Below are 21,911 nucleotides of genomic sequence, written 5' to 3'. Positions count from 1 at the left end.
TCATCACGCCGCACCACGCGATGGGGGCGGATGATCCGAGGGAGCCGTCATGAACCAGCCGCAGCCAGTCAAGGACGCCAGTCATCTCTACGAAGTCGAGCGCCGCGCCGAGCACGCCACGCGCCCCGGCTTTCGCATTGTGGAGTTGCAGCTCTCCGCAACCCAGAAGGTGCCATGGCACACCCATAGCAATGTGTCAGACACTTTCTACGTGCTGGAAGGCCAGATGCGGCTGTTCCTGCAGGATCCGAAAGAGGAAGTGAATTTGAAGCCCGGCGAAGTCTATGCCGTCAGGCCCAAGCGGCCGCATCTGGTGACCAATGGCGGCGCGACGTCGCTCACCTTCCTGGTGCTGCAAGGCGTCGGCGAATACGATTTTGTTCCGCTTCTGAAGGGTTAGGTTGCGGTCCCGCCCATGGCACCGAACGCGTTGAGATTTTTCGGCGCGCCCTCAGCCGCGATGCTATAGACGGCCGCGATAAAAACGAGCGCGGAGAGGATTTCAACCTCTCGCGCCAGACAGGGAAGGAACGGCCATGCGCAAGATGGTGGCGGGCGTGATTGCGGTGGTTTGCCTCTCACCGGTCGCGCTACGTGCGGAGGTCGTTCGCTTCGACATCGTGGAACGCGGGCCTGCCTTCGCTGGCCGAAGCTTTGGTGACGTCGGCCCCTACGAGCGGATTACCGCGCGCGCCACCATCGCCCTCAACCCGTCCGACGATCGCAACGCCGTCATCACCGATCTCGCGCAGGCGCCGCGCAGCCCGGATGGGAGAGTGGAAGCGACCGCCGACGTCGTGATCCTGCGCCCCGCCGATCCCACACATGGCAACGGCACGCTGCTGCTGGACGTGCCCAATCGCGGCCGAAAGCTTGCGCCGCAACTGTTCGACGATTCATCGCAGCCCGGCGCGAACAACGCGCAAGGTCCCGACGACGCCGGCATCGGCTTCCTCCAGCGCCAGGGCTACACGATGGTCTGGGTCGGTTGGCAGGGCGACATCCCCTCCAAACCAGGACAGATGGCACTGACGGCGCCGGTGCTAAAGAGTGTGACCGGACCTGCGCGCGAGGAATTCCTCTTCGACAACACGAGAAGTCCCGAGCGGGCAGCACTGACCTGGCCCGCTGCCGATCCCGCCAACCTCAACATCACCGTTCGCGCCGCCTGGGCCGACGCCCGCCAGACGCCATCAGGCCTCTCGGCCCGGCTCGTCGATCCCGTAACCGTCGAGGTCACGCGGCCCGACGGTTTTGATGCCGGCGCGCTCTATGAGGTCACCTACACGGCGCGCGATCCGGTGCCGCTCGGCATGGGCTTTGCCGCGGTGCGCGATGTCGTCAGCTTCCTGCGCCGCGATACGACATCGGCCAATCCGCTGCTGAACGGCCTGCATTCGTCGGCCAACCGCGCGATCGGCTTCGGCGTCTCGCAATCCGGCCGCTTCCTACGCGACTTCCTCCATCTCGGCTTCAACGAGGATCTGCAGGGCCGCGTGGTGTTCGACGGGCTGATGCCGCATGTCGCGGGCACACGGCGGATGGCGACCAATGTTCGCTTCGGCCTGCCCGGCCGCAACCCGCGCCATCCGCAGGACCCGGCCTGGCAGGCCGACCTGTTCCCGTTCACCTACGCGACGCTGAGCGATCCGATTTCCGGCAAGACCGACGGCCTGTTGCGCCGGTGCGCGCTGTCCGTGACCTGCCCCAAGGTGATGCAGACCGACAGCGAGCATGAATGGTGGGCCTCGCGCGCCTCGCTGCTGGTGACCGACCTCGCGGGCAATCACCTTGACCTGCCGGACAATGTCCGCGCCTACATGATCGCGGGCACGCCGCATTTTGCCGACCCCACCGACGTGATGCGCAAGGGCGTGGCGGCGATGTCGCTGCCGCTAAACCCTGTTCATGCCGGCGCGCCGATGCGGGCGCTGCTGACCGATCTCAATGCCTGGATCAGCGATGGTGTACCGCCGCCCTCAAGCCGCGTGCCGATGCGCGCCCACGGCACGCTGGTTGCAGCCGAAGGCGCGGTGCGGCCGGATATCCCCGGCCTGTCCTACAAGGGCATCCATACCCTCGCCGCCTTCTCCGACCAGAGCGTGCTGCCGCCCAAGGAGATCGGCCGCTATCCCGTGTTCGTGCCGAAGGCGGATGACGACGGCATGGCGATATCAGGCATTCGCCAGCTCGCACTGGCCGTGCCGCGCGCAACCTACACGGCGTGGAATCCACGGGCGCAAGGTTTTGGGCCGACCGCACTGTATCCCTTGCAGGGCGCCGTGGTGCCGTTCGCGCCGACCGAAGCGGCGCGAAAGGAAATACACGACCCACGCCCGTCACTCGCGGAACGTTACGCTGATAACGACGCCTATGTCGCTGCGGTGCGCCGAGAGGCTGCGCGGCAGATCAGCGAGCGGCTGCTGTTGCCCGAGGATGCGGAGCGTGCGATCGAGGCCGCGAAGCAAGGGAAGCTGGCGAAACTGGCGCGGTGAGCAGTGAAGCCGTCGTAGGATGGGTAGAGCGATGCGATACCCATCGCCACACGCATCACCGGCGTTGATGGATATCGCTTCGCTCCACCCTGCAACGCGTCGGCGAATACGATTTTGTTCCGCTGCTGAAGGGTTAGTTCCGCCGGGAGGGGGAACCTGGCAGCGGTACACATTGACGCGACCACCGGTGCGCGAACCGCCGCTGCCACACTATGTTCAAACCCCGGATCGAGAATCACGGGCAAAGCAATAAGCGGGCTGGGCCGTCCTGCATGGATCAAATCCATCAAACCCAAGGAGACAGCCATGGCAACCAAGGTAAAGCCGGTTCCCGAAGGATTTCACACCGTCACGCCCTACCTCGTGGTCGACGGGGCGGACAAGGTCATCAGCTTCATGAAAGAGGCATTCGGCGCCCAACCGGTATTCGAGCCGATGATGCGGCCCGACGGCAAGGTCATGCACGCGGAGTACAAAATCGGAAATTCCATCGTGATGATTTCCGACTCCTCGGAGCGTGCACAAGCAACATCGACCATGCTGTATCTCTACGTACCCAACGTCGATGCCGTTTATCAGAAGGCGCTCAAGGCCGGCGCGACATCGCTGATGGAGCCCACGGATCAATTCTATGGCGACCGCAGCGGCGGCGTGAAGGACGCGGCCGGCAACCACTGGCACATCGGCACGCATATCGAGGACGTGTCGCCGGCTGACCTCAAGAAGCGCGCGGCGGAGGTCATGAAGCAGCAGCACAAGGCGGCGTAGGCGAAGTTGTGAGCTTGGTAGCTTCGTAGGGTGGGTTAGCCGAAGGCGTAACCCACCGAAGTCTCGATGCGCGGTCGGTTCGGCCGGTGGGTTACGCTGCGCTAACCCACCCTACGACACCTTCTACAACGGCAAGTTATCGTGCTTCTTCGCCGGCATTTCGACCTTCTTGTCTTTCAGCATCGCCAGCGCGCGGGCGATCCGCCGCCGTGTCGAATGCGGCATGATCACGTCGTCGATGTAGCCGCGCTCCGCCGCAATGAACGGTGACAGGAAGCGGTCTTCATATTCTTTGGTGCGCTTGGCGATCGCGTCGGGATCGTTCATGTCGGCGCGGAAGATGATCTCGACGGCGCCCTTGGCGCCCATCACGGCGATCTGGGCGGTCGGCCAGGCGTAGTTCATGTCGGCGCCGATTTCCTTTGAGGCCATGACGTCGAAGGCGCCGCCATAGGCTTTTCGCGTGATGACGGTGACGAGCGGCACCGTGCATTGCGAATAGGCGAACAGCAGCTTTGCGCCGTGCTTGATCAGGCCGCCATATTCTTGAGCCGTGCCCGGCAGGAAGCCCGGCACGTCGACGAACGTCACGATCGGGATGTTGAAGGCGTCGCAGAAACGGACGAAGCGCGCCGCTTTCCGCGAGGCGTCAGAGTCGAGCACGCCTGCCAGCACCATCGGCTGGTTGGCGACAAAGCCGACCGTGCGGCCGGCGATGCGGCCGAAGCCGGTGACGATGTTGCGGGCAAACGTCTCCGAGAGCTCGAAGAAGTCGCCCTCGTCCACGACCTTCTGGATCAGTTCCTTCATGTCGTAGGGCTTGTTCGGATTGTCGGGGATCAGCGTGTCCAGCGACATGTCCACGCGCTCGATGTCGTCAAAGCTCGGCCATTCCGGCACGCCGTCGGTGTTGTTGGACGGCAGGAAGTCGATCAGGCGGCGCATCTGCAGCAGCGTCTCGACGTCGTTCTCGAAGGCGCCGTCCGCGATCGAGGAGCGCGTGGCGTGCACCGAGGCGCCGCCGAGTTCTTCGGCCGTCACCACCTCGTTGGTGACGGTCTTCACTACGTCGGGGCCGGTGACGAACATGTAAGAGGTGTTCTTCACCATGAAGATGAAGTCGGTCATCGCCGGCGAATAGACGTCGCCGCCGGCGCAGGGGCCCATGATGACCGAGATCTGCGGGATCACGCCTGATGCAATGACGTTGCGGCGGAACACGTAGGAATAGCCCGCGAGCGCGGCCACGCCCTCCTGGATGCGGGCGCCGCCGGCGTCATAGAGGCCGATGATCGGCGCCCTCGCCTTCATCGCCATGTCCTGCAGTTTTGTAATTTTCAGCGCATGGGTTTCCGACAGCGAGCCGCCGAACACCGTAAAGTCCTTGGCGAACACAAAGGTCTTGCGGCCGTTCACCGTGCCCCAGCCGGTGACGACGCCGTCGCCCGGAATCTTGTTCTTCTCCATGCCGAATTCGATCGAGCGGTGCTCGACGAACATGTCGAATTCCTCGAACGAGCCCTTGTCGAGCAGCAATTCGATGCGCTCCCGCGCGGTCAGCTTGCCGCGGGCGTGCTGCGCCTCGATGCGCTTTTCGCCTCCACCGAGCTTGGCGCCGGCGCGCCGTTCTTCGAGGGTCTCCAGGATGTCCTTCATGCTGCTTCCGCCCGCCTTTTTGGGTAACGATTTGAAGGCCTTCTAACACGGCCTTTTCGGAAGCGGAAACACCCGATCCGGCATCTGGTACCGCCGCCTTGCAGCCCCTATATGCCGATCCTGACTATGGGGACCGGAATGACCGATATCGCTGGCGCCGACCGCTCGGGCGCCGTCTCAGGGGGCGTGCGCGCGGTGCTTCGGCTGGAAGGATTAGCGTTATTTATCGGAATGACGCTGCTTTACTACATCTGGGACGGCGACTGGTGGGTTTACGGCCTGCTGTTTTTCGTCCCCGATCTCAGCTTTGCCGCCTACCTGTCGGGACCGCGGTTCGGCGCCATGATCTACAACGCCGCGCATAGCTACCTGGCGCCGATGGCGATCATGACGACCGGCTTTGCCACCGCCTCCCCGCTCATCCTCTCGATCGCCATGATCTGGCTGGCCCATATCGGCTTCGACCGCGCGCTCGGCTACGGGCTGAAATACGAGACCGGTTTCTCGTTCACCCATCTGGGGCGGATCGGGAAGCCGCAGGCGCCGATGTAGGCAGGCGTTGCGCTACGCAAGCGAACAAAACGCCACGGTCGCGTGATCGTCTACTGCTGTTTCTGTAACGTTCGCGCCAATTGCGCGTGCGGGCGGTCGACGTTGAAAAAGAGCGTTACCGTTCGCTCTGAATCCGGCAATTTGACCTCGAACCGGTCGAAGGCGGATCCTCCATGGTTCACCAGTGCCTGCTTGACCGGCGTCAACGACGCGGTCTCCAACACACTGTACTCTTCGTCGACTGCGATGACGACGAAGGCGGTTTCCGGGCTCTTTCCGTCGCCCGACTTGAGCACGGAACTGAACAGCCCCAGGGACATCGCATACTCCCGCCGCGCCTCCTCCTCGTTACCCGCCTTCTTCAGGCAGACGGCGGCGATCTTGTGGGCTTCCATCTGAACGAAGTTGATCTCAAACACCTCCTTCGCGTGCGCCATCGCTGATGGGCAATCGCCGGCGGCGTAGGCCTTCTTCAGCTTGCTCACGATCTCGATGGTGCCGTAAGGCGCGTATTTCGGGCTGGCGGCATAAGCTAGACGAAACGCCGTGTAGTCGATCTCGATCTTGCCGGCTTTCACCTGCGCAACATAATCGTCGTAAGACGGCTCGGCAGCACGCGCGTTTCCCCACAGCAGCGCTTGTCCGACCAGGAGCAAAGCGACGCCCGCTCCCCTTGAAATGATCGCCATGTGTCCCTCGAACTGCATCGGATATTCCCCGGTTTCCAACGCTCCCGCAAGGCGCACGCACAGAGGCATTGGCCGGGCAAATTGACAGTCTGCCGCTTGCTTGATCTAGTTACGGCCATAAAGAAAACACTTGGGGGGGGACTGACCGATGCTGACGGATTGGCGCGTCGCCGTGACCGGCGCAATTCTTTGCACCGCTGTTCTATTCACCTGCATCGAAACATCCGCGCAATCGATGCCGAAGGACGTCGCCGCCCGCACTGAAATCTACGCTATTCCGTCGCTGACGATTTCCGACCAGCAATTTTTGAACGGCGATGCCAATGGCAAGCAGGTCACCGTCGCCGGCGAATTGCGCATCGCGCAAGGCACCGGCAAGCTTCCCGTCGTGGTGCTGATGCACGGATCGAGCGGCGTCGGCGCCGGCATGGACCCCTGGGTGCGCCACTTCAATGCGATGGGGATTTCGACCTTCGTGATCGACGGGTTCAGCGGCCGCGGGCTCACCGCGGTCGGCCCCAACCAGGCCCTGCTCGGCCGATTGAATTTCATCGTCGACACCTATCGTTCGCTCGAAATCCTCGCCAAGCATCCGCGCGTCGATCCTGACCGGATCGTGCTGATGGGATTTTCGCGTGGCGGACAGGCGGCGCTCTACGCCAGCCTCGATCGCTTCCACAAGCTCTGGAACAAGTCCGGCGCGCAGTTTGCCGCCTACATTCCGTTCTATCCGGATTGCTCGACGACCTACGCCACCGACACCGAGGTCGCGGCGCGTCCGATCCGGATCTTTCACGGCACGCCTGACGACTACAACCCCGTCGCCACCTGCAAGGCCTATCTCGCCCGCCTGCAGGACGCCAAGCGCGACGCGACGCTGACGGAATATCCGGATTCCGCACACGGCTTCGATGCCGGCCTGCTCGGCCTCAGCACGATCGCCGTTTCAGCCAATGCGCAGTCCGCCCGCAATTGCCGCCTTAGGGAGGGCGAAGGCGGAGTTCTCATGAACGACGACACCAAGGAGCCCTTCACCTACAAGGATGCCTGCATCGCGCTCAATCCGCATGTCGGTGGCAATCCGGCAACGGCGAAGGACGCGCAGAAGGCGGTGAGCGATTTTCTGCAGGCGTTGCTGAAGCTCGGATAACGACTTGGTGAAACCCGGCCGAGCCGGACAGCCGCGGAACCGATGAACCCGTTTGCGGTTTTGGCGTTGAATGCCAAACCGAACGGAGATCATCAAGATGTCTGGATCCAATCTCACGCGAACGGCGATGCTGCTCGCATCGCTGTCGCTGGCCGGCAGCGCGGCGCTGGCCGCGCCTGCCTCGCCCTTCGTGGCCATGGCCGGCACTTGGTCCGGCGGCGGCGTGCTCAGCACCAGCGACGGTCAGCAGGAGCAATTGCGCTGCCGTGCGGCGTATGACGTCGCCGGAAGTGGCGAACAGCTTAGGCTCAATCTGACTTGCGCCAGCGCGAGCTATAAATTCGACCTCGCAAGCGAGGTGGAATATCATGGCGGCGCGATCAGGGGTTCATGGACTGAAGCAAGCCGCAACGCATCCGGCACCCTTTCCGGACGCGCCGCCGGCGATCATGTCGAGGCTGCCGCGCGAGGCGACAGTTTTTCGGCCAACCTGTCGTTGACGACGCGTGGCGGTCGGCAGACGGTATCCATCCAGCCTCAGGGCACCAACATCACGTCCGTCTCGCTCGCGTTGAACCGGCGCTAGCGCACTATCGGTTCTGATTGAATCAGAACCGATAGCTCCGGATTTTATTTTGAGGCGTTTTCTTCACGCGAACCGGTATCCACCCCGGATCAAGTCCGGGGCAGGCTTTCGCTCGAAAACGCTATGGCTTAAATCGCGACGATATCGGCGAGGCATTGCTGCACCACAGTCATGCGCGCGTCGATGTGGCTCTGCTCCTTGCAGTCCATGTTCATGGCGAACACGGTCTGCTGGCTGCCCTTCTCGGCCCAGCCGACCATCCAGCCCAGTGAGCCCTGCTCGGCGCCGAGCAGGCCGCTCTTGGCGCGGATGGTGGCGTCGCCGACCTTGGTCACCGGCAGGATGTCGCGCGTCAATTCCTGGCTGCGCTTTCCGACCGGCAGCACGCCGCGCCGCAAGCGGTCGACGAAATCGATCTGCTGGATCGGATCGATGCGCAGCTTCCCGCTCAGCCAGAACTGGTCGATGCCGCCGCCGATGTCATGGTTGCCGTAGTCGAGCAGGTCGAGATATTTCTGCATGCGCTCAGCCCCGATGCGCCGCGCGATCTCCTGATAGACTGGCACCGCGGAGACCGCGATCGCCGAACGCAGCGTGTGGTCCTTGTTCCAGGCCTCGATGCTGCGCGTCACGCCGTCCCACTTGAACACATCCTTGTCGGGGTCCTCGACCACGCCGGTCTCGAGCGCGATGAGCGAATTCGGAATCTTGAAGGTCGAAGCCGGCAGCCTGCCCTCGCCCGAGCGCACCTTGTCGCTGGCGATGATCAGGTAGTCATCGATCTTGTAGGCAACGAAGGTGCCGACGGTGCCGAGATCGAAAAAGCGCTTGGAGAGGTCGTCGCGAAACTCGCTGCGCTGGTAGGAGACGTTGGCAAAGCTGCGCGCGGGAAACAGGCTTGTGGCGGCAAGGACGCCGAGCGCATGGCGACGATTGATCACGGAAACATCCGAATAATGAACGGGTGCAGAAACGATGCTGACCGCATCGTGGAGAAACTATGACAATAGCTGGAACCGATCCAGGACGAATACTCATAAATCAGGCGTTTGGTTTTGGTCGCGCCTGTTGTCGGCTCATCGCTCAACAGCAGCACTAAAGCGGACATCGCCGGAGGTCGCCGAAGGGCCAACAGGCGACATTCGCCAAATGAAAGAGGCCACCAACCGAGGTAGCCTCATTTTCGGGCTATGCGGCTTTGTTCGCGCAGGACCACGTTATATCGGTCGATCTGGCCCGCAAGTCTTGACCAGGTTTGAGCAATATTCCTCAGAACCTGAGCCTCTTCTTCGTTGTTCGTCCTATTGATCAAGCGAAGGCATTCTGCCGCCTGATCTTGGCAGTGCTGCGCGCTATCCATGGTCGTTTGTCGCACCGGATTCTGCCCTTGGTTGCCGGCCATTTCTGGCAAATGCTGTACTGAGATAGGGATATTCTGGCCTTCGTCGCTGCGCTGCTTCAGCTCGGCAGCGATTTCAGTCGTGATATTGCGCGACCATCCCTCGGCGGTGTTGAAGGCGACGATGCGCACCGGATGGCTGAACACTCCATGCAAGAGGTCGCGGATCAGCATCTCGCGATACGTACCCCCATCATCATCGGTCTCGCGCCAGGCGCGGCCTACCCACGCCCCGAAAGCGTCCAGTAGTACGAGGTAGACGTCATGGTCCGCATCTTGGAGCACGATCGATGATGGCGAACGCTGCGGCGAAGCCACTTCGAAGCGGGCTTTCTCCGCGTTCAGAGTCTCTTTAAATGTGTGGGGCTGTTTAAATGTATTGGGCTGCGAGCGTCGTCTCATGACGCACTCCTTTCCTGCTAGAGTGAGGCGGGAGCGCGTGATGGGCGATCTCATCACCGCTACTGCCAAGGGACCGGGCGGTGATGACCCCGTAACGTCTGTCCGGATTGCAGGTTGCTATTCGATTCGGGAAAATTCACCGGGCCAATGTCCATTGAGGGGCATAAGGCGACATCGGCGGGTGATTAGACGAAGTCGGCTCAATCCCTAGCAACGGATATTTTCAGGACGTCCGGCTACATCGCTTTTATGAGTACTCGCCCTACCGAATCCGGCCCGACAGCCGCAGCACGAAGATTAGCACTTCGGCGACGGCCTTGTAGAGCTCCGGCGGAATCTCGTCGCCGATCTCGACATGGGACAAGGCGCCCGCCAGCAATTCGTTCTCCTCGATCGGAATGTCATGCTCTTTGGCGAGTTCGACGATTTTGGCGCCGATGGTGCCCTTGCCCTTGGCGACGACGCGCGGGGCACCGGTCTTGTCGTAATGCAGCGCGACCGCAAGCTTGTTCCTGGTATCGACGCTCATAGCGCGCGATCCAGGAAATGCCCGGCACGGGCAGCAGGCGCGGCCTGCGGCGGCGCGCCGTCGCGGATCACGATGTCGCCGGGCTGCAGTTCGGCCCGGCTGAGCGCTTCGGTCAGTTGCGGCGTCCCGGCGCGCAGTTGCTCCGCGGTCGCCGGCCGTTCCGCCCAGATCCGCACCGAGGTCTTGTCGCCGGTGAGCGATATCAGCGCGTGAACCGGGCCGGCCGGCTCGACGTCGAGCGAAAACCGCGCGCGCCACACCCGCTTGGCCGCCTCGACGCCCTCGTTGGCGCCATCGCGGGAAATCTCGAACTGCGCCATCGCCGTGCCCTGCGGCGTCACGAAGGGAATTTCGAAATGCCAGCGCGGCAGCGTCGTGTCGACTTTCGGCGCGGCGTTGTCGATGCGGTCCGGCAGGGAGGCCACCTGCAGCAGGGTTTGCCGTGCAATCGCGCCATCGGTGTCGTCGAGCAGATGATGCACGGTCGACTCGAGCGGCGCATGCGGCGCGATGGTGGGAGACGCGACCGGTTGCGCCGCCGGCGGCGCGCCACGGATCGGTGGCGGCGGAGTGTTGGTTTGGAAGGTGACGTCGCCGCTGCGAGCATCTTTCATGGCGGCCGTGGCCGCAACGCGCGCGGGGACGCCGAGTTCCTGCAGCGCCTCCTGCAAGAGGTTCAGCGTTGCGCCGGCCGATGGGCCGGCGTCGAGCGCGGCTGCAAGCGGGTTTCGGGCGAGCTGGCCCGGCAGCGCGAGATTCTCGGCTGTAGGCAATCGCGCCTGCGGCAGCAGGATTTCCTGCACATGGACATTGGGCAGCAAGGCCGGCGCAAGGCTCGCGTTGGAAGCCGATGGCGGCGCGGCGGGTTGTTGTGGCGCGGCCGGTGTTGCCGGCGGCGCGGCCGTCGAATTGATCCCGAGCGCCGATTGCAGCGTCTGGCGCAGCACGATCAATGCGGCCTTGAGATCGGGCACGCCGCCTTGCGGGAGCGAGCCCGATGCCAGCGACGCCTCGAGGAAGATTCCGGATTTCTGGAATGCGGTCTTGATGTCGGCGCCGTCGAGATTCTGATCGAGGCTAGTCTGTTGCGCCAGCACCTGCGCGATCGCCTCGCGCAATTTCGGCGGCAGGTTGCTGGAGGAAACCGCGGCACCCAGATTGGCAAACAACGGCGCCAGGCTGTCCTGTTCGGTCACCGCCGCCTGCGCCGCCACGGAGACGGCAGCGCGCTCCACCGGCGTCAGCACGTTCTTCGACGAAACGATGGCCGGCCGATTGGCGGCGGCATCGACGAGCGCGTCCGGCGACAATGTGACGGCGTCGGCGACATCACCACCCTGCCCGACCATGGCCAGGCGGATGCCCCCGTCCTTGGTCTGCGTGACCGCAAGCTGCAGGTTCTGGCCCGGCTGCAACGGAATTTCCGTGGCGACGTCGATCGAAAGGCTGTCGATCGCGATCCGCACCAGATCGGCCGAGAGCACTTTCAGGACCTGGGCGTTGACCACGCTGCCCTGCTGCAGCACGAACTCAGGCGCAATGCTGCCGACCTCTTGGGCGGCAAGCACGGGAGAGACGGAATTGATCGTAATCGCCATAGCGGAGGTCTCGGCCAGGCTCGAAGGCTAACCCGGCGTCGTAAACCTCTGCTTAACCGATGGCGGGCGTTCAGGCCTTCAGGGCGTCCAAAATGGTCACGGCGGCCCGGAAATCGATGAATCTGGCCGCGCGGCGGGCCGCGACCTCTTCGTCGACGCCCCATTTCTCGACATTCCAGTCATCATCGACATGGGCGGCGGCCCAAACCTCGTCGGAATCCATGGCTCCGCGCACCAACGCCAACGCCAGCAGCGCCGAGCCGGTCAGCGTCGTCACCACATGCAGCGCCGCCACCGACCATGGATCGCTGGGAAAGACCGCGCGGGCCGCCGTGATCGCCTGCTCCGGCTGGGCGACATGCACGATGCCCTCGGACAGGATGAAATGCGCGCCGAGGCTGTTCGCCGCCCAGGCCAGCACCGGGTCCCAATACGCGGCTTCGCGGGCAACCAGCGCCTCGGGATGGCCGGCGCGATAAAACAGCAAATCCGTGCCGAGGTATTTTGCGACATCGTCGGCCACGGCATCGACGCGATCGGAGACCTCGCCGACAGAGTTGGCAAAGCGCGTCAGCGGCATGGTCAGGGGATCGATGGTCTCACCCTGCGCATTCCATTCCGCGGCGATCTGCTCGGCAATGGCGCTGCTGGGCGCGACGACCTGGCGGCCGGAAGGCGTGCGGATCGGCTTGCCGTCGAGCGTGACGGCAAACCCGCCCTCGACCTCGGCAATGCCGGCTTCCTTGTAGAACCGCTTGCGCTGGGGCGCGCGCGTGGCGCGACGCACCGACTCCTGCGGATCGAGCGGCGAATGTCCGGCGACGTCATCGAATAGTTCACGCATGTCGTGATTTCAGCTTGCCGAGATGGGGTAATAGTTCAGCTCTGACAATACGATAACGGCCAGTGCAAATAAAGCTGATGAGGCTGTTGCGGCGATCAATTGTGATGTTGGTTTACGCGCAGGCGCGGCCGTTTTTGGCCTGCGCAGGCCCGGTTCCCGTTACCGAACCCTCCTGCGCGAAAAGTTTGCCCCCGGGGGCGCTTCACGGCTTCTGATAGATCACCTTCCCCGCGCGGATCGTGTACGCAACCTTGGCGAGGTTGGTGACGTCGGCGAGCGGATCGCCGTCGAGCACCACGAGGTCGGCATCAAAATCCTTATCGACTCGCCCCTTCTTCGCCGCCTTGAAATAGCCCGCGGGATTGGTGGTCAGCGAGGCCAGGATCTGGCGTTCCGACAGCGCGCGGTGCATCAGCTCATATTCGAGCGTGGTGTCGTAATAGTTGGTGAAACCGATATCGGTGCCGAACAGGACCGGGCCGCCATTGTCGGCAAACGCCTTGACCTGGGCAACGGTCGTGGCGACGAGGCGCGCGGATATGTCCGGTCCGACCGGAAGCTTTGCAAACAGCGACAGCGTCGGAATCAGCGCGACACCCTGCTGCTTGAAGCGCGCGAGTTGCTCGGGGAAGTAAGGCGGTTCGCCCGCAACCGTGTGCGCCATGACATCGACGCCGGCCGCGATCACGGCCTCGACGCCCGCCATGTTTTGCGGGTGGGCGAACGCCGGCTTGCCTGCAGCATGGGCCACGTCGACCGCCGCCCTGGCAATTGCCGGGTCCATATTCACGACCGGCTTGCCTTGGCCCTTGTAGGAGCCGGTGAACAGCTTGAGGCCGTCGAGCCCAAAACCAAGATAGGTTCGCATCAACTGCGCAGCGTCCTCGGGCGTCGCAGCCTCGGGCAGCTTCATCTCGGCCGGGAGATAGGCTGGATGGCCGTCCCGGGGAAAGATGCTGCCTACCGTATGGATGTCCGGGCCCGGTATCTCGCCAGCGTTGACCCGGCGGCGCAGCGCCACCGTATCTCTGCCGTCCGAACCGAGATCCCAGACGCTCGTAAACCCCCACCGTGTCAGCATCGCCTGCATGTGTTCGGCCATTGGCGCTGATGGAGCCGAGCCGGCGCTCCTCCATACCGCTTCCGTAAAATGGACGTGGCTGTTCCAGAAACCGGCTACCACCGTCTTGCCCGAGCAATCGATCACACGCGCGTCGGCGGGAAGCTGAACCTCGCTGCGGCTGCCGACCGCCGTGATGACGCCGTTCGACGTGACGATGACGCCGTCCGCAAGCGGGGCGGCGTCGGGCGATGCGTAGACACTGCCGCCGACGAGAGCGACGCTCTGCGCATGGGCGAGACCGCCTGCGCCGAGCGCTCCGATCAACGCAAAACAACAAAACGCGAGCCGGACCAGATTTCCGTTCATGCGCGATACCCCTGCATTTGAACTTGCCGGCCTGATGTTAGAGACCGTCGGGAACGCGCAATATCAAATCGCCGTGTGTTGCATTTGACAGTTGTTGCGCTCGCTGGCGCGGCTGCCGGCCCTACTCCTCCGGCGCGTTCTCGATCGGATCGAACCGATCGGCCTCCAATCCCAGCAGATTCCAGGATTGCAGCATGTGCGGCGGCAGCGGCGCGCTGACATCGATCACGCCGCCGCGCGGATGCGGGATGACGAGCCGCCGCGCGAGCAAATGCAGGCGGTTCTGCAGGCCGCCCGGCAGGTCCCAGTTCTCCTTGTTGAAATATTTGGGATCGCCGACGATGGCGTGGTCGATATGCGCCATGTGGGCGCGCAACTGGTGGGTTCGCCCGGTAACCGGCTTCAGCGACACCCAGGCGAGCTTCTGCGCCGAGGTCTCGACCACGGCGTAATACGTCACCGCGTGGCTCGCACCCTCGTCACCGTGCTTGGCGACGCGCATGATGCTGTCCTCCTCGCTCTCCTCCTTGGCGAGATAGGTCGAGATGCGGCCCTGCTTCGGCTTCGGCACGCCCGCCACCAGCGCCCAGTAGATCTTGCGCGCCGAGCGGTGGCGGAACGAGCCGGTCAAGGCGGTGGCGGCGAAGCGGGTCTTTGCGATCAACAGGCAGCCGGAGGTTTCCCGGTCCAGCCGGTGCACCAGCCGCGGCTTCTGTCCCTTGGCGTCGCGCATCACCTCCAGCATCTGGTCGACGTTGCGCGTGATGCCGGAGCCGCCCTGCACCGCAAGCCCCGCGGGCTTGTTGATCACCAGGACATCGGCATCCTCGAAGATGGTCATCTCCTTCAGCGCCTGCAGCGTCTTCGCAGCGGCCTCCGAAAGCGGACCAGCCCCCTTCGGCGCATCGAGCCGGAGCGGCGGGATGCGCACGCTCTGGCCTTCTTCCAGCCGGTCCTTGCTGTCGGCCCGCTTGCCGTTAACACGCAGCTCGCCCTTCCGGACGATGCGCTGGATGTGGGAGAACGACAGGCCCGGAAAGCGCGCCTCGAGGAAGCGGTCGACGCGCATGTTGTTTTCGTCTGATGTGACGACGACCGTCTGGACCTTGGTCGGGAGCGGCGCTTCAGCGACGGGTTTTGCCGGCTCGGCAGCTACGGCAGCCGGCCTTTCCCTGCGGGACTCGGAAAAGCGTGCGGGCTTGGCGTGCGGGCGATTCCCGGATGGCCGATCGCTCTGTGCCCGGTCGCCTGGCTTCCCACCGCGAAACGGGGTCGCCCCCTTGGGGCGGTCGCCTGATTTGCGCGACTTGGCTAGCGGTTTACGGTCGCGGCGGCTCATCTGATTCAAGCTCCAAAGGTGAGCTTTTCGGTAGCGCAATTGCAGCGGATCGTCACGGTGAAATCGGTACAAATCGGCCGCGGGATCGGCCATCTTGAGCCAACAGCGTAGAAACGGGGGAAGACCAGATGGCCCTAACGAGATCGGCTTTGACCATTGTTGCGGCAATGTTCGCGAGCACGGCATCCGCGCAGCAGTCCCCGATGTCCGAGGATCTGGCCTGGAAGCTCCTGGAACTCGGCCGCGTCATCGACCCGCCGAAGACCGTGGAGCTCTACGCGCCGTTGCAGGAAAAAGAGCCCTACCAGGGCGTCAGGGTCGAGCGGGACGTCAAATACGGTCCGGCCGACCGCAACCTGCTCGATATCTTCTTGCCGGAGACGGCTACGCCTTCCCGGCCGGTGCTGATCTTCGTCCATGGCGGCGCGTTCGTGGGCGGCAACAAGCGGACCACACCGACCAGCCCGTTCTATGACAACATCATGCTGTGGGCGGCAAAGAACGGTTTTGTCGGCGTCAACGTCACCTACCGCCTCGCGCCCCAGGCGCCCTGGCCGGCCGGCGCTGAGGATATGGCCACCGCAGTTCAGTGGGTCACAGACAAGATCGGCGAGCGCGGCGGCAATCCCGCGCGCATCTATCTGATGGGGCACTCCGCAGGCGCGGTTCACGTCGCAAACTATGTATCGCATCCCGAATTTCACAAGGTGAAAGGCGGAGGGCTCGCCGGTGCAATCATGGTCTCCGGCATTTACGACCTGACCGCGACGCCGCTCGCCAATACCCAGCGCGCCTATTTTGGCGACGATCCCGCGCGCTACGCCGAACGATCCTCGCTGTCCGGTTTGGCAACCACCGGCATCCCGCTGATGATGGCCGCCGCCGAACTGGACCCCGAGGGCTTCGTGCTGCAATTCGACCGCGCGAAGCAAGTGAGTTGCAAACGCGCCAACGGATGCGCACGCACTCTCCTGCTGCCGCAGCACAGTCACATGTCGGAAGTGTATTCGATCAACACTGCCGATACCCGGCTGACCGATGAAATCCTTGATTTCGTTAAAGCGGGCAAATAGCCGATAGCTCTCGAACGCGTGTGAAGACCGACGACACACGTTGACAGCGTTATAGACACCGTGCATATTTTTATCGGGTAGATACGACCCGCTGCTTGCACCCTTTGGGTTTGGCGAACGTATCGAGCCGCTCCCGGCCTCCTTTGCCCGGCGAACGAGTCAGTAACGCAAGCATCTGACCCAATTCTCGTTCGCCTGAAGCAGAGGTTATCCCATGCGTGATTTCCGCGATGCCAAGGCCATGGCGCAGACGCTGCGCGAGGCGCTGAAAGTCAAATCGATCTCCGTCAGCCATAGCGAAAGCCTCGAACTGGTCGCGAGGACCTTGGGCTTTCACGATTGGAACGTGCTGTCGGCGGCCATTCAGTCGAGCCAACCCGTTTCCGTTCAAGCCGCGAAATTGCGGGCCCGGTCGCGCAGCGCCGGAACCGTGATTCCGGTAGCGCCGATGCGGGACGTCGTGTTCTTTCCGCAACTGATTACGCCGATCTTTGTCGGGCGCGAGAAGACGCGACGGGCGATCGAGAGCGCTGCCGCCAATGGCGGACGAATTCTGGTCGTCACCCAGAAGCGGCCGGAGAACGATGACCCGGACTTCGCCGCGCTTCATTCGGTCGGCGTCCTCGCCGAGATCATCCATCGCACGGAGATGCCGCACGGAGACCTTCGCGTGAAGGTTTCCTGTTCCGAACGAACCGCCATCGTGCGACCGGTCGACGGCGATTTTCTGGCGGCCGAAGTTGCGCCGATCGAAGAGACGCGCGGTCTGGACGCAGAAGCGTTCATGCTCACGCGCGAAATCTTTGAGGCGTTTCAGGGCTTCACCAATACCGCGCCGCCGCAGTCGCTGTACCGCTACGCCGGCGAACCGGCGGCGCTCGCCGATGTCGTGGTTCAGCTGATGGAAGTCGGAATCGACAAGATGCAGCAAGTCCTGGAAACCAGCGATGTGGTCACAAGGCTCCAAACCATCCTCGGCTGGATGCGCGAGGGCTCACCGGCCAAAGCGAACTGATGGCTCAGAGCGGGGCCGCCCTGCGCAGCGCCCCGCTCGCATCACCAACACCTACTTGCACTGCGCGGCCTTCCTGACCGTCATCAGATTATCGCCGGAATTGTTGGACGGACGCTTCTTGCCGGCCTCCTCCGCCGCCTCGCAAGCCGCCGTCGCGTCGCCATTAATCCTCTGAATTTACTTCCGCTTTCGGCGGCATGGCGGCTTGGACCGGTCGCGGATGACCGGCCGTCCCGGTCGCCGCGTGATACGTGCGCTTTGGCCAGCAGGGATGGTCGATTTTCCGCTTCGACCTGATTGGAACTGCTTTGATCTAGATCAAGAATCCCATTGACCAACCGTCGCTCAACTTTGGCGGTAGCGAACGGCCAGCCTATCAAGCGCTGCCTCGTGAATGCTCGCAAGAACATGCCGCTGCATGCCGACCTGAATTCCGAATTCGCGACCCGGAAATAACACGTCATTCGCGCCCCCGAAGTAGCACGCCGACAGCCTAGAAATCGGGAATTGATCCGAACCGACAGGAAACTCTTTGGGATCGCTCGCCACGCGAGCGATCCAAAACCAATCGGAGAAGATTGCCATGAGTATGCGTAACCTTATCTGGACAAGCGCAGTCGCACTATCCACCACCTTTACGCTCGCAAATTTTCCGGCGGCAGCTCAGCAACAACAACGGCCGCCCAACATACTCGTCATCATGGGCGACGACGTCGGCTGGTTCAACATCGGCGCCTATCATCGCGGCATGATGTCGGGGAAAACGCCGAACCTCGACAAGCTGGCGTCTGAAGGCATGACGTTCACCGACTATTATGCAGAGGCAAGTTGCACGGCGGGCCGCGCGAACTTCATTACTGGTCAGTTGCCGATCCGCACCGGGCTGACGACCGTCGGCCAGGCGGGCGCTGATGTCGGCATTCCGGCCGAGGCGGTGACGCTCGCCACCGCGCTGAAGGCACAAGGCTATGCCACCGGGCAGTTTGGCAAGAACCATCTCGGCGACCTGAACAAGTACCTGCCGACCTTGCACGGCTTCGACGAGTTTTTCGGATATCTGTACCATCTCGACGCGATGTCCGATCCCTACTGGTACTCGTTCCCGGTCAACCAGGACTACTACAACAAATACGGTCCGCGCAGCCTGATCCACAGCTATGCGACCGACACCGATGATCAGACCGAGATGCCCCGCTGGGGCAAGGTCGGCAAGCAGAGGATCGTCGATGAAGGCCCACTGCCGCCGTTCCCCGACATGTCGAACGTGCAGAACATGCATGACCTGCCGTTCCTGAAGGCGAAGTACGACATGACCACTTTCGATGAGGTGCTGGTGAAGGCTTCCGGCGACTTCATGGACAAGGCCAAACGGGAGGGCAAGCCGTTCTTCGTCTGGCACAACACCACGCGCATGCATGTGTGGACGTTCCTCTCGAAGAAATATAGCGCAATGCAGAATAGCGAGACCAACTACGGTCTTGAGGAGGCCGGCATGGCGCAACTCGATGACAGCGTCGGCGCCCTGATGAAGAAGCTCGACGACATGGGCGAGGTCAACAACACCATCGTCATCTTCACCACAGACAATGGCGCCGAGGTGTTCACCTGGCCGGATGGCGGCATGACGCCCTTCAAGAACACCAAGGGTACCGTCGGCGAAGGCGGTTTCCGGGTGCCGTGCATCATCCGCTGGCCTGGCAGGATCAGGCCGGCGACGGTCCAGAATGAAATCTTCTCCGGGCTGGACTGGTTGCCCACGCTGGTGGCGGCGGCGGGAAACTCCAATATTACCGAGCAGTTGCTGAAGGGCGTCAAGCTTGGTGACCGCACCTACAAGAACCACCTTGATGGCTACAACCAGATGGATCTGCTCACCGGCAAGGGCCCATCCAAGCGCCAGGAAATATTCTACTTCGGTGGCGCAACCCTGGGCGCGGTTCGCATCGACAACTTCAAGTTCCAGTTCTACCAGCAGCCCTGGGGCTGGCCAGGCGAGAAGACCACCACGGACATGCCGTCGATGGTCAATATTCGTCAGGATCCGTTCGAGCGCACGCCTAATCTTCGTGGTGAGTCCTGGAATACCAGCGCCCCTGGCTACACCAATGACTTCTTTGCGCGTGAGTTCTGGCGCTTCGTCCTGGTCCAGCAGTACGTCGGGAAGCTGGCGTTGACTGCCATCGACTACCCGCCGATGCAGGATCCGGCCTCCTTCAATCTCGAGTCGGTGAAGAGGAAGGTCGAAGAGATGATCAAGAATCGCCCGGGCCAGTAGAGAAGTTCCCGTGCAACAAAGGGAGCGCAGGTGACGCTGCGCTCCCGCCTTCCTCCTGCATTCCGCATGCCCTGCGCGATGACACGAAGGACGAGCATCTTCCGCCGCTGGCCACTTCACAATGGGGTGGACGATGGGAATGAGAACCAATTTATCGACCGCCCTGCTGGCCCCGCTTCTCGCTCTCATAGCGGTGGAGTTTTGATGCTCCCGAATGTGCATAGCATGTCTGGTCGATCGTGACGCAGTCTGCACCGGAGTGCCCTTCGCCAAATCGCTGCCGCACAAAATCGGGCCACGCACCTCTCGTTAGCCGAAGCTTTGACGAAAGAGGTTGGAAATGAGCAGAGACCTATCCATTAGTTTGCTGGCATTGTTCTTGGCAATAACCGGGACTGCTTCGACATCCGCACAGCAGCCCCAAAAGCCGAACGTCGTTTTCATCCTCGCCGATAACGTTGGCTACGGTGACTTGGGTCCCTATGGCGGGGGCAAGTTGCGCGGCGCCCCGACGCCGCGGATTGATCAGCTGGCGCGCGAAGGATTGCGTCTAACCCAGTTCTTGGTCGAACCGGCTTGCACGCCGTCGCGAGCGGCCCTGCTGACGGGACGTTACTCGATCCGCGAGGGCTATCGCTCATTCTCGTTCCAGACGGGCCAAACACGCTCTCGGCGCGCTCAGTCACGATGGGCGAGCTGTTCAAGAGCGCAGGTTATGCCACGGCCATCTTCGGCAAGTGGCATCTGGGCAAGGACCCGCAAAGTCTGCCGACGGCGCATGGGTTCGACGAGTACTACGGCATTCCTCCCGACATGACGTGGGACTCGGCGACCTACGTTGAAAAGATCGAACTCACCCATTCCTTGCCCGCGCCGCCCAACGTGTTACTGGCCCGCGGGCCGCAGATTGTCGAGGCGACGGCCGGCGGCGCGCTGCGCGACGTCAAGCCCTTCACACCGGAGGTGCGCGCCAATATCGATAACGAGCTCGTCCAGAAATCGATTGACTTCATGCGGCGACAGAAAGCCGCCGGGATACCCTTCTTCCTCTATTTGCCGTTCTCGATGGGGCATATACCCAACCTGCCCTCCAGTGAATTCAAGGGCAAGTCTCGCATCGGCAATTATGGCGACAAGCTGATGGAAGGCGACCATCACGTCGGCCAGGTCCTCGACGCGCTAAAGGAGCTCGGCGTGGATGACAACACACTGCTCGTGTTCGCGTCCGACAACGGCCCGTCTGGCGAAGCCTTTCGCGAATATGGCAATTTGGGAACGCCAGACATGGGCAGCCCGGGGCCGTTTCGCGGCGAGCTTGGCGAAGTTACCGAGGGTTCGATCCGGACCTTCTGTTTCATGCGTTGGCCAGGCACCATCAAGCCGGACACGACTTCCTACGCAATATTCTCGATTATGGATTTCTTCCCAACCTTCGCCGGCATCATCGGGGCCAAGCTGCCCAGCGACCGTCCCATTGACGGCGTTGATCAGATTGACGTGCTGCGCGGCCAGTCTGAGACAGGCAAGCGTGAGAGCCTATTGAGCTTCATCGGCGGCGACCTGGTCGCCGCGCGCTGGAAGCAATGGCGCGTCTACTTCACCGACGTGCACCCGACAGGCATCGGCCCACAGCGTCAGCCTGGACCCGGGTCAGCCAGCGCTCCCTTGGCCGGCTACCCGAAGATCTTCAACATCGAGATGGACCCACACGAAGATCTCAACGTCTTTGGGTTGTTTCCCTTTGCCAGTGAACCGGCGCTTAAAAACGTCGAGGAGTATTTATCATCGGTCAAGAAATATCCCAATCCGCCCGCGCCCAACGTTACGCAGTTCCAAACCACTGGCCGCTAAAAAGCGGCTGCTTGCCCTGGACCAGCGGAAGGAGATTCAAGATGAAAGCCAATGGTTCGCTATCCGGAATCAACCGCCGCGTGGTGCTTTCAAGTCTTGCGTTGCTTCCAGCCTTGTCTGGCGCCTCCGCTCCGGCGATAGCCCAGACTCAGACCGCACAAGGCAGTTCGTTGGACTCGTGGAACGACGGGCCAGCCAAGCGAGCCATATTGGACTTCGTCCGGGCTACCACCGACCAAGCCAGTTCAAACTTCGTTCCAC

General features: G+C 62.5%; 20 protein-coding genes and 2 pseudogenes. 12 read left to right on the top strand and 10 right to left on the bottom strand.

Translation table 11 applies throughout. The features are described from left to right. Positions 1-49 precede the first annotated feature (49 nt). The 3 genes from CQ14_RS11855 (at position 50) to CQ14_RS11845 (ending at position 3,263) form a co-directional block, all read left to right on the top strand. On the top strand, positions 50-400 hold the full coding sequence (locus tag CQ14_RS11855; RefSeq protein WP_057858045.1) for a cupin domain-containing protein: 351 nt from the start codon (positions 50-52) through the stop codon (positions 398-400). A gap of 136 nt (positions 401-536) precedes the next feature. Then, entirely contained in the window at positions 537-2,495 is a 1,959-nt protein-coding gene (locus CQ14_RS11850; protein ID WP_057858044.1) for an alpha/beta hydrolase domain-containing protein, read from the top strand. 306 nt (positions 2,496-2,801) lie between these two features. Next, a complete protein-coding gene (locus CQ14_RS11845; protein WP_057858043.1) occupies positions 2,802-3,263 on the top strand; it encodes a VOC family protein in 462 nt (153 codons plus the stop codon). Positions 3,264-3,386: 123 nt separating this feature from the next. Here the strand turns inward: CQ14_RS11845 and CQ14_RS11840 are convergent, their stop codons facing one another. After that, complete coding sequence (locus tag CQ14_RS11840; RefSeq protein ID WP_057858042.1) at positions 3,387-4,919, bottom strand: acyl-CoA carboxylase subunit beta; 1,533 nt, start codon at positions 4,917-4,919, stop codon at positions 3,387-3,389. A 138-nt stretch (positions 4,920-5,057) separates the two neighbouring features. Between CQ14_RS11840 and CQ14_RS11835 the strand changes: the two genes are divergently transcribed. Next, a complete protein-coding gene (locus tag CQ14_RS11835) occupies positions 5,058-5,471 on the top strand; it encodes a DUF4260 domain-containing protein (protein ID WP_057858123.1) in 414 nt (137 codons plus the stop codon). Between the two features lie 50 nt (positions 5,472-5,521). Here CQ14_RS11835 and CQ14_RS11830 read toward each other — a convergent pair whose 3' ends face one another. Continuing rightward, positions 5,522-6,160, bottom strand: coding sequence for a DUF4919 domain-containing protein (locus CQ14_RS11830; protein ID WP_245320303.1), 639 nt, complete (start codon positions 6,158-6,160; stop codon positions 5,522-5,524). Between the two features lie 148 nt (positions 6,161-6,308). On the opposite strand from CQ14_RS11830, the gene CQ14_RS11825 reads away from it, so the two are divergent. Both CQ14_RS11825 and CQ14_RS11820 read left to right on the top strand, forming a co-directional pair. Next, a complete protein-coding gene (locus CQ14_RS11825) occupies positions 6,309-7,310 on the top strand; it encodes a dienelactone hydrolase family protein (protein WP_057858040.1) in 1,002 nt (333 codons plus the stop codon). A gap of 97 nt (positions 7,311-7,407) precedes the next feature. Next, positions 7,408-7,896, top strand: a complete 489-nt coding sequence (locus tag CQ14_RS11820; RefSeq protein WP_057858122.1) for a hypothetical protein — start codon at positions 7,408-7,410, stop codon at positions 7,894-7,896. 128 nt (positions 7,897-8,024) lie between these two features. On the opposite strand, the gene blaOXA is transcribed toward CQ14_RS11820, so the two are convergent. The 7 genes from blaOXA to CQ14_RS11785 form a co-directional block, all read right to left on the bottom strand. Then, a complete protein-coding gene (gene blaOXA / locus CQ14_RS11815) occupies positions 8,025-8,837 on the bottom strand; it encodes a class D beta-lactamase (protein WP_057858039.1) in 813 nt (270 codons plus the stop codon). A gap of 236 nt (positions 8,838-9,073) precedes the next feature. Then, a complete protein-coding gene (locus tag CQ14_RS44595) occupies positions 9,074-9,697 on the bottom strand; it encodes a hypothetical protein (RefSeq protein ID WP_063800342.1) in 624 nt (207 codons plus the stop codon). 262 nt (positions 9,698-9,959) lie between these two features. Further along, positions 9,960-10,226 carry an EscU/YscU/HrcU family type III secretion system export apparatus switch protein gene (locus CQ14_RS11805; protein WP_057858038.1) on the bottom strand — a complete coding sequence of 89 codons (267 nt, stop codon included), beginning with the start codon at positions 10,224-10,226 and terminating at the stop codon, positions 9,960-9,962. Further along, positions 10,223-11,824, bottom strand: coding sequence for a flagellar hook-length control protein FliK (gene fliK, locus CQ14_RS11800; protein WP_057858037.1), 1,602 nt, complete (start codon positions 11,822-11,824; stop codon positions 10,223-10,225). Before fliK ends, CQ14_RS11805 begins: the two co-directional genes overlap by 4 nt. A gap of 70 nt (positions 11,825-11,894) precedes the next feature. Further along, complete coding sequence (locus CQ14_RS11795) at positions 11,895-12,668, bottom strand: ATP12 family chaperone protein (protein ID WP_057858036.1); 774 nt, start codon at positions 12,666-12,668, stop codon at positions 11,895-11,897. 202 nt (positions 12,669-12,870) lie between these two features. Continuing rightward, positions 12,871-14,097, bottom strand: a complete 1,227-nt coding sequence (locus tag CQ14_RS11790) for an amidohydrolase family protein (RefSeq protein WP_057858035.1) — start codon at positions 14,095-14,097, stop codon at positions 12,871-12,873. Between the two features lie 121 nt (positions 14,098-14,218). Continuing rightward, entirely contained in the window at positions 14,219-15,436 is a 1,218-nt protein-coding gene (locus tag CQ14_RS11785; protein WP_057858121.1) for an RluA family pseudouridine synthase, read from the bottom strand. 203 nt (positions 15,437-15,639) lie between these two features. Between CQ14_RS11785 and CQ14_RS11780 the strand changes: the two genes are divergently transcribed. Together CQ14_RS11780 and CQ14_RS11775 are read left to right on the top strand one after the other, a co-directional pair. Beyond that, a complete protein-coding gene (locus tag CQ14_RS11780) occupies positions 15,640-16,509 on the top strand; it encodes an alpha/beta hydrolase (protein ID WP_245320302.1) in 870 nt (289 codons plus the stop codon). Positions 16,510-16,723: 214 nt separating this feature from the next. Then, positions 16,724-17,524, top strand: coding sequence for an LON peptidase substrate-binding domain-containing protein (locus CQ14_RS11775; protein ID WP_057858033.1), 801 nt, complete (start codon positions 16,724-16,726; stop codon positions 17,522-17,524). A gap of 345 nt (positions 17,525-17,869) precedes the next feature. Here CQ14_RS11775 and CQ14_RS43515 read toward each other — a convergent pair whose 3' ends face one another. After that, positions 17,870-18,109, bottom strand: coding sequence for a hypothetical protein (locus CQ14_RS43515; protein ID WP_156434897.1), 240 nt, complete (start codon positions 18,107-18,109; stop codon positions 17,870-17,872). Here CQ14_RS43515 and CQ14_RS11770 point away from each other — a divergent pair. The 4 genes and pseudogenes from CQ14_RS11770 to CQ14_RS45245 form a co-directional block, all read left to right on the top strand. After that, entirely contained in the window at positions 18,108-19,799 is a 1,692-nt protein-coding gene (locus tag CQ14_RS11770) for an arylsulfatase (protein ID WP_057858120.1), read from the top strand. The two genes, CQ14_RS43515 and CQ14_RS11770, sit on opposite strands and share 2 nt — an antisense overlap. A gap of 340 nt (positions 19,800-20,139) precedes the next feature. Continuing rightward, positions 20,140-20,373: pseudogene (locus tag CQ14_RS47590) on the top strand (sulfatase-like hydrolase/transferase); the annotation flags it as partial. A gap of 113 nt (positions 20,374-20,486) precedes the next feature. Next, complete coding sequence (locus CQ14_RS11765; RefSeq protein WP_283807220.1) at positions 20,487-21,650, top strand: sulfatase-like hydrolase/transferase; 1,164 nt, start codon at positions 20,487-20,489, stop codon at positions 21,648-21,650. Positions 21,651-21,691: 41 nt separating this feature from the next. Then, positions 21,692-21,911 (top strand): annotated as a pseudogene (locus tag CQ14_RS45245) (haloacid dehalogenase-like hydrolase); the annotation flags it as partial.

This window comes from Bradyrhizobium lablabi (genome assembly GCF_001440475.1).
Classification (GTDB): domain Bacteria; phylum Pseudomonadota; class Alphaproteobacteria; order Rhizobiales; family Xanthobacteraceae; genus Bradyrhizobium; species Bradyrhizobium lablabi.
Note: the sequence above shows the minus strand (reverse complement) of the source record. Positions and strands in the feature narration are given on the sequence as shown.